At 57.8% G+C, this 11712-nt stretch carries 11 protein-coding genes; 2 read left to right on the top strand and 9 right to left on the bottom strand.

The genetic code is table 11. The features are described 5' to 3' along the window. Nucleotides 1–25: 25 nt before the first annotated feature. The 6 genes from AC07VV_RS01650 to AC07VV_RS01625 form a co-directional block, all read right to left on the bottom strand. Nucleotides 26–1009, bottom strand: a complete 984-nt coding sequence (locus AC07VV_RS01650; RefSeq protein ID WP_495034995.1) for a fimbrial protein — start codon at nt 1007–1009, stop codon at nt 26–28. Between the two features lie 4 nt (nt 1010–1013). After that, the gene (locus AC07VV_RS01645) at nt 1014–3413 is read right to left on the bottom strand and encodes a fimbria/pilus outer membrane usher protein (protein ID WP_495034994.1); all 2400 of its coding nucleotides are present in this window, start codon (nt 3411–3413) and stop codon (nt 1014–1016) included. Nucleotides 3414–3622: 209 nt separating this feature from the next. After that, entirely contained in the window at nt 3623–4342 is a 720-nt protein-coding gene (locus tag AC07VV_RS01640) for a fimbrial biogenesis chaperone (RefSeq protein WP_495034993.1), read from the bottom strand. A gap of 48 nt (nt 4343–4390) precedes the next feature. Then, nucleotides 4391–4981, bottom strand: coding sequence for a fimbrial protein (locus AC07VV_RS01635; protein WP_495034992.1), 591 nt, complete (start codon nt 4979–4981; stop codon nt 4391–4393). Between the two features lie 304 nt (nt 4982–5285). Then, on the bottom strand, nt 5286–5753 hold the full coding sequence (locus AC07VV_RS01630) for a nucleoside deaminase (RefSeq protein WP_495034991.1): 468 nt from the start codon (nt 5751–5753) through the stop codon (nt 5286–5288). Next, a complete protein-coding gene (locus AC07VV_RS01625) occupies nt 5750–6412 on the bottom strand; it encodes an ankyrin repeat domain-containing protein (RefSeq protein ID WP_495034990.1) in 663 nt (220 codons plus the stop codon). The genes AC07VV_RS01630 and AC07VV_RS01625 overlap by 4 nt, the downstream gene beginning before the upstream one ends. Before the next feature lie 105 nt (nt 6413–6517). Between AC07VV_RS01625 and AC07VV_RS01620 the strand changes: the two genes are divergently transcribed. Then, nucleotides 6518–7417 (top strand): LysR family transcriptional regulator, encoded by a 900-nt coding sequence (locus AC07VV_RS01620; protein ID WP_495035917.1) that lies wholly within the window; start codon nt 6518–6520, stop codon nt 7415–7417. Here AC07VV_RS01620 and AC07VV_RS01615 read toward each other — a convergent pair. The 3 genes from AC07VV_RS01615 to msrA form a co-directional block, all read right to left on the bottom strand. Then, nucleotides 7392–8579, bottom strand: coding sequence for an FAD-dependent monooxygenase (locus AC07VV_RS01615; RefSeq protein WP_495034989.1), 1188 nt, complete (start codon nt 8577–8579; stop codon nt 7392–7394). The two genes, AC07VV_RS01620 and AC07VV_RS01615, sit on opposite strands and share 26 nt — an antisense overlap. After that, nucleotides 8579–9097 carry a MarR family winged helix-turn-helix transcriptional regulator gene (locus tag AC07VV_RS01610; protein WP_495034988.1) on the bottom strand — a complete coding sequence of 173 codons (519 nt, stop codon included), beginning with the start codon at nt 9095–9097 and terminating at the stop codon, nt 8579–8581. The genes AC07VV_RS01615 and AC07VV_RS01610 overlap by 1 nt, the downstream gene beginning before the upstream one ends. Before the next feature lie 157 nt (nt 9098–9254). Next, complete coding sequence (gene msrA, locus AC07VV_RS01605; RefSeq protein ID WP_495034987.1) at nt 9255–9761, bottom strand: peptide-methionine (S)-S-oxide reductase MsrA; 507 nt, start codon at nt 9759–9761, stop codon at nt 9255–9257. Between the two features lie 394 nt (nt 9762–10155). Between msrA and AC07VV_RS01600 the strand changes: the two genes are divergently transcribed. After that, a complete protein-coding gene (locus tag AC07VV_RS01600) occupies nt 10156–11664 on the top strand; it encodes a GGDEF domain-containing protein (protein ID WP_495034986.1) in 1509 nt (502 codons plus the stop codon). Nucleotides 11665–11712: the final 48 nt, after the last annotated feature.

Below are 11712 nucleotides of genomic sequence, written 5' to 3'. Positions count from 1 at the left end.
GCTCCCCCGGCGTTCAGTACCCGTTTCAGTTGTATTCGAGAATGTAATTCAACGTGGCGTTCGCCCTTCCCGGGTCGACCTTTTGCGACGCTTTCCGTTCATACGCAGCAACGACAGGCAGGCGATAGATTTCGCCTCCCGGCTCACTGCGAAGCCACGTCATGTCCAGGGCACTGCCTTGGGAGAACGGCAGGCGTACACCCCGGTCGTTGAGTAATGAAATCTCTACACCCTGAGCACCACCGGAATCCAGATTCAATCGACCCGGTCCATCGGAACTGCCTTCGAAATACACTTTGACCGGCACTCTTGTACCGGCGGCCATTCCCGAACACATGACATCCAGATTGAACGGCTTCTGAATGCTTTTAGCCAAATCAACGATCGGGACGCGGCCCATGGGAATGTTGAGATTGTCTACGCCAGCACAGCCCGAGAAATAATTTTGTGAAGTGAGCCTGGTGGTTCCGCCGACATTTATCTCCGCCGCGTTCCACCTATTGAGTTGGTACTGAATCTTGAGATCCATCAAGACATCACCCTGTTCGACATCCCGCGCAGTGCGGACAAAATCGATTCTTAACCCTCGCGACATGGTTGCATATCCCCTTCTGGGGAACTCAAAAACCAAGGGAATACTGCCAGCTGGCGAGGAGATGACGTTCACCAATTTGATGCCGACACCGGCAAGTCCGGTCTTGTAGACATCAGTGTAGCCTTCCACCAAGGCCTTTTGATCCAGCGAATATTCCATACGATACTGAGTACCAGCTCTGCAGCTCGCCTGGGTGCTTTCGGAGTGAACGTTGATGTTTACAGAGGCGGCCATAACCGAACCGATCGGCACCCTTCGCAAGTCGATTGCACTGGGAGCGATCACGCTATATGCCCTTTTGGCATCCCCCCCGCCGCCATTGCCCCAAAAACACTGATCTGGGTTTTCCGCCAGTACCGGGTTACTCGCCAAAGCGCCGCAAAGGACTATGAAAACGAAAATCTGCCATTTCATTCGATTACTCCACCGCCAACTGAACGCCACAAGCGGCTTTAACCTGGTCATACATTAAGGAAGCATCCCGTTCAGGGAGTTTGTAGGGCACCGTGCAATTGCCATTGGCCCAGCTCAGCGTCAATCGACCGTGCTCCTTGATTCCGAACACCAGTGCACGAGACTGGTTGTCCACCACCGCCAGCAAGTTATTGTCCTCATCGAATAGCTGAGCACCGAACGGCAGCTGTTTGCCGTTGGCTTGTCGCAGCTCGAACTGCACACGTCGGCCGGTCGAGGCTTCAAATCGCGCCTTGACCACAGCGCCACGACGGGGAACCAGCCGTTGCGAAGTATCGGTAACGTCCACCTCACTGCCCAGGCTCTGGGTATCGAGGTTCACCCAGTTGTAGCGGTACGGCTGCACGTAACTTTCAATAGTGAAACCGGCACTATCGGTCCGGGCCGTCGAGCCTTCGAGAGATGCGCCTTTCACCCCGGGCACTTCGACCAGAGCGAAAGTCTCGCCCACCGGCTGGCCAAAGGTGATGCCCTCGCTGTGCGCGATAACGGAGCCCGACGCGTTCATGTCCAGGTGCCGCGAAGGACCTGATTCGGAATAGTTCGCCGCGACCTTGGCCGACGGCGCATCCCAGCCCAGCCCCACCCCGCCGGAGCGTTCGCTACCGTCCAGCCCGGCCTGAGCCGAATAGGACAACGTGCTGGCATCGTCCAGATAACCCGCGACTCCGGCCTGCACGCTGTCCTGTCCTTTTCCGGCAGTAGTCAGGTTGCTGTAGAAACGCTGGGAGCGGCTACGCTCGCCAAACGGAACACTGACGGTGAACGCCAACTGATTATCCGAATCACGCGATCGATCGGCACTTTGCGTGTGCGAGGCCGACACGCTGTAGCTGACCTCGCCGACACTGGCGCTGTAACCCACCTGCAAGCGTCGGGTGTTGCCGGCGCGGTCCCAATAGTTGGTCTCTCCGCCACTGAAAAAGAGCGAACCGTAACCGCCCAGTGTCTGGTTGATGCTCAGGTCGAGACGATTCTTCGGCCGGCCACGACGGCCGTAGTAGTAGGTCTCACGGCCATCATCCAGCTCATCGATGTGTTCGCTCAGCGTTCGATAACCCGCCGTGGAATAGCGATAACCCGCCATGGTGAAGGTGGTGCTGGTCTTGCTCACGGTCTTCGAATACAGAAATCGCGCGCTCTGCCCGACCACGGCCTTACCCTCACCCGGCCGCGAACGGCTGTTGGTCACGTCTACCGACATGCCACCCAATGATGAGTTGATGCCAACGCCCACGTTGAGCGCCGTATAGTCTTCGGTACCGAGCACGCCGCCAAAGGTCGTGAGATTGTCGGTGGCGCCATACACCGCCGTCCCTTGCAACATACTCGGCGACACGGAGCGTTCACTGTCGTACTTGCCCAGCGACAGGCTGTACTGAAGGTTGCCCCGTCGGGTCATCACCGGCAGGTAGGAATACGCCTGGCTGTACTTGCGCTCGCGACCGTCGGACTCAATGATGGTGATGTCCAGGTCACCGTTGGAGCCACCCGGATAGATGTCACGAATTTCGAAGGCACCTGGCGACACCGAGGTGGAGTAAATGACGTAGCCGTTCTGGCGCACTTCCACCGTCGCGTGGGTCTCGGCTATGCCGCGTACCACCGGCGCAAAACCGGCCTCATCGTCCGGCAGCATGCCGATGTCCGAAGCAAGCTGAAAACCGCGAAACCGGGTACTGTCGAAAATATCGCCATTGCTGTACAGCTGGCCCACGGCTAAACGCCCCTTGAGGCGGGTCACGTCATGTTCCAGATAGGTGCGGTTACTCGAGAAGTTGCGGGTTGTTCCCGAACTCTGGCTGAGCGATGAATCGTTGCGCAGGCGCCACTGGCCAATGTTCAAGCCGTTATGAAGACCGAGATACCCGTAATCGCTGCGATAACCACCACCGGAATTACGGCTGAAGTTCATCTGATAATTACTGAACAGCGCAGTAACCCCGTCGTCCCACAGGGACGGGTCAACGTATCCGCGCGCACGGCGTTTGATGTAGGCCTGTGGAATGCTGATGAACAACGACAGCCTGGCGACATCGAGTTCGACCGACGCACCGTCGATACGCAGCAGCGTGACGGGATCGCTGTCAGTGCTGTCCGCGGAGACAATCCCTTCCTCCTGCAGTCGCTGCACGTCGATGCCGAGCTCGCGCAGCAGACCGAGTGTCAAGACCGGTTGCGCATCCGCACTTTCGGTGTCTTCATCGGACTGGAACGTAACCTCCTGGCGGCGTTCCAGCCTCTGGTTCAAATACAGATCGACGCTGTAAGTGCCAGGAACGACCCCGCTGGATTGATCGAAATAGCGCAGGTCCACCTCCGCACCCTTGTCTTTGAGAAACATCGGATTGAACTGCGCGGCGACTGCAGACGTGGAACTCAGCAGGCTAATGGCAGCAAGACACGACAGCCCCGAGCCGGCACCCAACCTGAATGCATTCGTGTGCCGAGAATAGAAAAAGATATCAGCCAAAACAGCACCTATGTGCGCAGGAAAGCGCCTGGGCCTAGCCCATACATTCAATGAAAAGCAAAATCAGAAGATGTAATGAACTACTGTTGAAGGTTCGACTGGTGTCTGACCAGGGCACCATAATCATTAATGGAATCCCATCGAACTTCGGCACTTCCATTAATAAATCGGGAAAGGCCCTTCACGTTCATTTGCAGCGACTGCATCGGCCCGACCATTTGCGTTTCGACTGGATATTCCTTTCCGTCAAACAAAACTACCGCTTCACCCAACGAAACATTGAAGACCGAGGTGTTATCGGCAAGTAACTTCGTCTCACCCGAACGGTTCACGAGACTCCACTTGAGATTCCTGGCGGCCTCTTCCGCACTGCCTTGAAGTTTTGCCGGCCGATAAAACAACTTGAGGCGCTGGCGAAACGCAACTTGCAGACTGTTATCGCTTTCACTGAGTTGGGGTATCTCTTGAACGCTTAGCCAAAACACTGACTCGCGATCTTCGGGCAGTCCCTTACCTTGGTAAAAAATTCGCAGCGCCTGCTGTTTTTTATGACTCAGCCGGGCCAGCGATGGGGTGATGGCAAATGGAACGTCGCGATCGGCCTGATTCGGTGCGGCCTCGATCCAGGACTGAATCATGATGTCCTCGGCACCCTCGTTGCGTACCTGGATGGTGGCTTCGCGGTCGGATGCGGGAAAAATGATCCGCGTACCACCGACCTGAATACCGGCCACGCAGAAACCGGAGCTGACCGCCATGGCGAGCAACAGGCCGAAGCGCAGAATTGAAAGGGAGTTCATTCATGACCTCGCAAAAAAAAGCGGGGCATTGCGCCCCGCAGTGACAACTTATTCGTATGTCAGGGTGAACGGCAGGGTGCCGTTGGCGGTGCCAGCGGCCAGGGTGGCGCCGTTGGCGACGTAGGCTGCACGCATGTTCAAGGTCGAGCTGTAGCGGGTATCGTCGCCTTCGCCAGTCGATACCAGCGCCGCGGAGTAGGCTTCGTTCGCAGAAAGATTGATCAGTTGGTTATTGTTATCGTACATACCGATGCCCACGCCGGTGGCGGTGCCCGAAATCTTCAGCAAACTGTTGTTGCTCTCATCAATGCCCGAACCGGCCATCGGGTCGAAACCGAGTCTGACCGTGGTCAGCCCTGCCGCAGTATTGCCGCAGTCCAGGTTCAGGTTGATCGATTTACCGGCAGCGATGCCGCTGCCGGCGGTGCCGCCGATGGAGTCCATGCTCACTTTGCCGAGATTCACATCGACGGTCTGATTGCCAGCACTCCCCCCCACCGAAGTACCGGCACCGGACGATGCTACGCAAGACGCAGCGATAATTTCGCCGGTGAAGTTGATAGTGCCGTCAGCTGCCAGAGCGCCATTGGCCAGAGAGCATAACGCTGAAGTCAGCAGGAGAAACTTGAACGGTTTCATTGAAAAAAAGATTCCTTGAGATGTCTTTGTTTTAACGCATGACGCCACTTGATAGCGCTGACACAGGTTATTTTCTCAAGCCGTTCAAAACCACAAGACGCGACTCTTTCACCTCCAAGAATTTTCTTGAATGGACGTCTTCAGCCAACTTTTACAATAAATAGCGCTATTTTGAGATGTTGCCATTGAACTGAACGTACAACTCAATTTTGAAAAGGCTTCCAGAGCGCGCATAAAAAAGCGTCAACGCATGGCTGAACCCCATGGGTTGACGCTTTTATTTTTTCAGAGAAAGTCTCGTTACTTACTGTGGGCTGTTCTCCGTTTTCCAAACGTTATACAAGGTTGCCATAGCCGGATGCGGCAAATACTCAACCGCCAGTGTCTGTTCGAGCAGTGGCAAGGCCATCTGCTGATAAATCCTTGCCGTCGAAAGTCCAAACGGTTCGGCTGTTTCATTGCTGGTGGCGAACACCACGCGCGAAACCCCACTCAAGTACATCGCCGCCAGGCACATCGGACAAGGCTGGCCGCTGGCATAGATCACGCATTCGCTCATTCGCGTATCCGGCAGCCGGGACGCCGCCCGGATCACGAGCATTTCCGCGTGGGCTGTGGGATCGCCACTGAGGTGAATTTCGTTGACGGCCTCCACCAGCACATGACCCTTGGCGACCAGAACCGCTCCAAAGGGGCGGCCGCCGCGCGCCACGTTGTCGTGAGCCAGGTCGACGGCGCGTTGCAACCATTGTTGGTCTTGAAGATCGCTCATAGGGCCCCCGCTTCGCGCAGTTGCCGGGCAATCGTTGTCTGACCACGACGTTCCGCCTGTTTCAAGGGGCTGACGCCCGAATGATCAGGGATGTTCAAATCGGCGCCGGCGGCAATCAACTGAGCGACTATTTGCTGATGCTTCGGGCCGCCATCGGCCAGTACGATGGCCTCCATCAGGCACGTCCAGCCCAGCCGGTTGATATGATTTACGTCTACACCGGCCTCGATCAGCAGTTTCACCGTTTGTACGTAGCCGTGCTCACAGGCAGGAATCAGTGCCGTGCCGCCATAACGGTTGGTGCTCTTCAAATCGGCGCCGTGGGCCAGGGTCATCGCGAGAATCTCATCATGACCACTGGCGCCCGCCAACAGGTAGGGGCTGTCCAGGATCAGATTCTTGCGATTCACATCGGCACCGGCCTCGATCAGCGTACGGGCAATGTCAACGTGATTGTCTTGCGTGGCCAGTAGCAAGGCACTGCTTCCATCCAGCGCTCGGGCATTGACGTCGGCTCCGTTGGCCAACGCGCTTTTGACCTTCTCTACTTGCCCCGCTCTCACAGCGTCGAGCAAACCCGCATCACCCGCCATGACATTGCCTGCCAACAACAACCCCACTGCCAGACCCGCCTGTATGAATGATCCGCGCCATGTCATAAGTCCCTCTCCTCGGTGCAATTGAACCTGGAGTATGGTCAGTCTATTGTGCATTCTGAAATTAAATATAAGGATGCCAATCAGTGGATAATCGAATGGTTATACATGTTTGATCACGTGCTGTTGCGCAGCTTCGTCGCGGTCAACGACTGCGCCAATTTCACCCGGGCCGCCGAACGGCTGCACCTGACCCAATCCACTGTCAGCCAGCAAATCCTGCGGCTGGAAAACAGCCTGGGTTGCAAACTGCTGGATCGCGATAAGCGTCAAGTAGTGGCGACGCCCGAGGGCGAGCGGCTATTGGCCTATGCCCGGCGCATTCTGGCGCTGCACGACGAAGCGATCGATGTTCTGGCCGATCAGCAAAACGATGGCGTACTGCGGGCCGGCGTTCCGGAAGATTTTGCCTCTGATCGCTTGTTACCGGTGCTGTCAGAGTTTGTCCGGGCATATCCGCGGACAAGGCTGGAGGTGACCAGTGGACTTGGCCCAGAACTGCTGCGGCAATTTCGCAGCGGCGAATTTGATGTACTGCTAGTCAAGCAGATGGGTGATAGCGACGACTGCCTGCAATCCTGGCCCGAGCCGTTGTGCTGGGTCGACAGCCGTCATAACCCGACGTTTGGGGCGGATCCTCAGCCATTGGTGGCGTTTCCGGCCGGCGGACTGTACCGCAACGAAATGATGCATCACCTGGATATCAGCGGACGGCACTGGCGAATAGGCTACTCAAGCGCGAGTCTGGCCGCTGTTTGTGCCGCAGTATCCGCAGGCCTCGGAATCAGTCTGCTGCCGTTACGGGTGGTAGATCCCGGACACCTGGTGTTGACAGAAGAATGTGGTCTGCCAAATGTCCAGGGTGTGCGCCTGGCACTGTACTCATGCAGTGACCTGAGCGCCGCCGGACAGGTATTACGCGATCAGTTGATTGCCCTGTGCGAGGCAGGCGCTGTAAACGCAGACATGCCTACATCCCCAGCTACTCATACACCGGCAACTCGATAGCATCCGCCTTCGGCGAAAGGATCTTCCCGAACAGGCGCTTGAACCCCGGCGCGGCGGCCAGCCTCAACACCGCGTGACCAAGGGCGATGCCAAGGCGCGAATGCGGTGAGGCCAGTCTGGGGGCGAATCCGGGCACGCTTTGCGCCTGGGCGACAAAGGGCCGCATCCGTTTTTCATAGGCTGCGAACGCCAGGGTGTAGTCGGCATGGCGCCCCAGTTCACCGGCCAGCACGTAGGCGCCGCACAGACCCAGGCTGGTGCCCATGCCGCTGATGGGCGATGCGCAATAAGCCGCGTCCCCGACCAGCGCGATGCGCCCCTTGGACCAACGAGGCATTTTGACCTGCCCCACCGCGTCCAGATAAAGGTCGGCGGCATCCTCCAGCGCAGCCAGCACGCGGGGTGTCTCCCAACCGGCGTCGGCGAATATTTGCCTGAGCAAGGATTTCTGTTCGTCCTGTGCGAGTTTTTCGTATCCACACGGCGCCTGCTGAAAAGACAGAAACGCGCGGGTGGTGCCCAGATTGTCAGGCCGCAAACAGACACAGCGCCCACCTGGAATGTTGTGCCAGCGCATGACCTGGCCATCGCTCGGCTGTCGAGGCACGGTGAAATAGGCCGTATACAGATTGAGGGGACGGCGCTGGACTTCGTTGCCAAACACCTGATTACGCGTCGTCGAACCGATCCCTTCAGCCACGATCACCAGATCGTAAACCTGCTCGGCACCCTGCTCGAAACGCACATGAACCTGCTCACCGTCGTCTTCCATGGCTGCAACGCTGTCGCCGAATCGATAGGTCACTCGATCCTGGCTGTGCTGGATCAATAGCCTGGCGAGCTCGCCCCGCAGGATCTCCAGTTCGGCTATCGGCCCCTCCCCGTCGAACGCATCGACACCCAGAAACGCCCGGGTCCGGTTGTCCTGGTCAACGAAGGCGATGCCCTGTTCCTGAGTGGTGTTCGCCCGAATCAAATCTTCCAGGCCCATGCGCTGAATCACCACACGCCCGGCGCCCCGCACGTCGATCGTTTGCCCCCCATCGCGAAACGCAGGCGCCCTCTCGACCACCGTAACGTCCATGCCCTGCCGGGACAGCCAATACGCCAACGCAGGCCCGGCAATGCTTGCGCCGGTCACCAGTATTTTTTTTGGTTTCATCACGCGTCCTGGTTTTCAGACGTGGCCACAGGGCTGCCCGGCAACATGGTGCGGTAGACCTCGATCACGTTCCCAAGGAATGCTTCAACCACTGCGCGATCCTTGCCGTCGAGTGCTCCGAGCACGGCGCTCAGGCCATTGAGCATTGGCGCGATATGCCGATAGGCCTGCGCCACCGACTCCGGAACCGGACACACCAACACCCGGCGCTTGTCATTGAGCTGCCGCTCGCGGACCACATGCCCGGCCCGCTCCAGTCGATCGATGACCTGCGTGATGCCGGCGGTGGTCACTGAAAGGCGCGCCGCCAGTTCGGTCGGCGGCAGAGGTCCGTCGGTGATCAGGTGCTCCAGCGCCGCCACATCTGTCTGATTGATGCCCAGAGCCGCGCCCAGATGGCTGGCAGCCTTGCGCGTCAGGATGGCGATCTGTTGCAACTGCTGGCCGACGACATCGCTGGCGATCTGCAGGCTGCGGGGATCTTCGGTCGGATTTGGCGGTGATGAAGGTGACGTCATGTGCAGGGTCGGTCCGGGCTGGTCGTGATGAGGACGCGAAACTAACATATAGCTAACTTGCTTAGCTACCTTTCAGAATCAAGGGCAAAAAAAGGGAACCGGTCCATTTTTCAGAAAACAGACCGATTCCCCTCTTTCACACTGACGCTAAACAACCTCAAGCGCGCTTCGGAAGCTTCCAGTTCGGGCGGATGAAGTGGCAGGTGTAGCCATTCGGAATACGCTCCAGGTAATCCTGGTGCTCCGGCTCCGCCTCCCAGAACGGCCCGGCCGGTTCGATTTCGGTCACCACTCGTCCAGGCCACAAGCGTGAGGCGTCGACATCGGCGGCGGTGTCTTCGGCGACGTCGCGTTGCTGTTCGTTGAGGTAATAGATCGCCGAACGATAGCTGGGGCCAAGATCATTGCCCTGACGGTTGGGCGTGGTCGGATCGTGTATCTGAAAGAAGAACTCCAGGATCTGCCGATAGCTGATAACGGCAGGATCGAAGACGATTTCGATAGCTTCGGCGTGGTTGCCATGGTTGCGGTAGGTCGCATTCGGCACATCGCCACCGGTGTAACCGACGCGCGTCTGCAGGACACCGGGATAGCGCCGCAGCAGATCCTGCATGCCCCAGAAGCAGCCGCCGGCGAGGATGGCAGTTTCGGTGTGGCTGGTCATGGTCTGTCCTTCCCTTCAGGGATATTGGAGGTAACCATCGTTATGAGGGCGCGTTGGCCAATTCCAAGGTTGAGCTGCGCAAATCAAGCAGCATGACCGCCCGAATGGAAGCGACCTGCCTTGAACTGCGAACCGACACAACCGTTCATTGCATTGAACTGCTTGGCATGGCTGGCTCAATTTCATGTTCCCCCAGACCGATGGCCTTTTCCATACCATGAACGCCCTCCCCGAGCGCCAGTGATTTGCACCATCGCCATGAGATGGAGAGGCAGGCCGGGTGACTCTCGGATTCATATGTGAAAAAATCGCCTGCCCTCCACTTCGTCCCGCAGTTATTGCCTTGATCCGATAGTGGCCAGGTCGGAAACCGGACTTTCCAAAAGGTAGTGACGTGAAGCGTGATACCCACCTGGTTGTACTTCTGCTGTTGGTTATCGGATGTTCCCTGGCTTCGCTGACTGTCTGGAAGGTGTTGGCCTCCCGGGATCGAGCGCTGGAGGAAGTGGACGTCCACGGGTTGAACCTTACCCAGGCGCTTGCGACCTACTCCGAAGGCATTGTCCGGCAAAGTTCGCTGCTTTTGCTCGGGCTCGTCGAACGTCTGGAAACCGAAGGCAGTGGCCCGGCGCAGATCCAGCGACTGAATGCGCTGGTCAGCCGACAGGAGCCCCTGATGCCACAGCTCAGTGGTATCACGATCTACGATAGTCAGGGACGTTGGTTGATGTCCTCCAACCGGCCGATTCCGGCGGGGGCGACCAGCAGTGATCGGGCCTATTTCATTCACCATCGCGACGATCCCTCCCGCGAAATCTTTATCGGTCCCCCCATCCAGAGCCGCTCCAATCAAGAGTGGGTGATCACCGTCAGCCGGCGTTTCAATGATGCTCGAGGGGAGTTTGCCGGCGTGGTGGCTGTCACCCTGGGCATAGAAAACTTTCTTCGGCTGTTTGGAAAAATCGATGTGGGACAGGACGGGGCCATCGGGTTGTCCTATACCGACGGTACGTTGCTGGTGCGCTATCCCTTCCGCGAGCAGGATATGGGGCGCAACTTTTCCAAGTCGCCCATCTATGCCAAATACCTTGTCGATCGATCAGTCGGCACGGCCTCGTTTACCTCCAGCCTGGACGGCGTGGAGCGGCTCTACGCTTTCCGAAAGAGCGACCGGCTGCCGTTGATAACGACCGTCGCACTGGGGAAACGCGAAGTCCTCGCTGCGTGGCGCATGGAGGCATTGCTGTCGGCGGTGGTGGTGACGGGTCTGCTGGGGCTTACCGGCCTTATCGGCTGGTTTTTGATCCTGGACATACGCCGGCGCACCAAGGTGGAAGATCAATTGCGAGGGACCCAGCAACAGTTGCTCTCATCGAACCGACAGCTTGAGCTGCTCGCCATGAAGGATGCCTTGACCGGTTTGGCAAACCGGCGCTGCTTTGATGAAAGCCTTGCGATGGAAGCACGACGGGCACAGCGTGACGGTTCTTCGTTGGCATTGCTGATGATTGATATCGACTACTTCAAGCTGTTCAACGACACGTTCGGGCATGTCGCCGGAGACGCATGCCTGCAAACGGTTGGCAAGATTTTCGAGGAATGCGTGCGGCGCCCCTCGGACCTGGTCGCACGCTATGGCGGAGAAGAGATGGGCGTCATCATGCCTGACACCGACAGTGAGGGTGCTGCGGTGGTGGCGCAACTTATCCTCGACCGCTTGAAGCAAGCGAACATCCCGCACAACGCCAGCCCGCTCGGACGCGTCAGCGTGAGCATCGGTATCGCTTCGGGCACCGGCCCGGCGCTGGAGCACTTGCAAGGAATGATCGAGGTGGCAGATCAGGCGCTGTATAACGCCAAGGCGCAGGGCCGCAACCAGTTTCTGAAGGGACGTTGGAGTTAATGGAGTTAAAGGGGACAGATTTATTTTAAAAATAAATCTGTCCCCATT

The organism is Pseudomonas sp. GW821-FHT02C04 (genome assembly GCF_059421845.1).
This window is presented reverse-complemented; position numbering and strand designations above follow the sequence as displayed.

What these genes read in the sequence shown, in the direction of transcription:
- AC07VV_RS01640 (WP_495034993.1), bottom strand. Translation starts at nt 4,342, where the DNA reads ATGAACTCCCTTTCAATTCTGCGCTTCGGCCTGTTGCTCGCCATGGCG.
- AC07VV_RS01635 (WP_495034992.1), bottom strand. Translation starts at nt 4,981, where the DNA reads ATGAAACCGTTCAAGTTTCTCCTGCTGACTTCAGCGTTATGCTCTCTG.
- AC07VV_RS01615 (WP_495034989.1), bottom strand. Translation starts at nt 8,579, where the DNA reads ATGAAACCAAAAAAAATACTGGTGACCGGCGCAAGCATTGCCGGGCCT.
- AC07VV_RS01610 (WP_495034988.1), bottom strand. Translation starts at nt 9,097, where the DNA reads ATGACGTCACCTTCATCACCGCCAAATCCGACCGAAGATCCCCGCAGC.
- AC07VV_RS01650 (WP_495034995.1), bottom strand. Translation starts at nt 1,009, where the DNA reads ATGAAATGGCAGATTTTCGTTTTCATAGTCCTTTGCGGCGCTTTGGCG.
- AC07VV_RS01620 (WP_495035917.1), top strand. Translation starts at nt 6,518, where the DNA reads ATGTTTGATCACGTGCTGTTGCGCAGCTTCGTCGCGGTCAACGACTGC.
- msrA (WP_495034987.1), bottom strand. Translation starts at nt 9,761, where the DNA reads ATGACCAGCCACACCGAAACTGCCATCCTCGCCGGCGGCTGCTTCTGG.
- AC07VV_RS01645 (WP_495034994.1), bottom strand. Translation starts at nt 3,413, where the DNA reads ATGTTTCTCAAAGACAAGGGTGCGGAGGTGGACCTGCGCTATTTCGAT.
- AC07VV_RS01625 (WP_495034990.1), bottom strand. Translation starts at nt 6,412, where the DNA reads ATGACATGGCGCGGATCATTCATACAGGCGGGTCTGGCAGTGGGGTTG.
- AC07VV_RS01630 (WP_495034991.1), bottom strand. Translation starts at nt 5,753, where the DNA reads ATGAGCGATCTTCAAGACCAACAATGGTTGCAACGCGCCGTCGACCTG.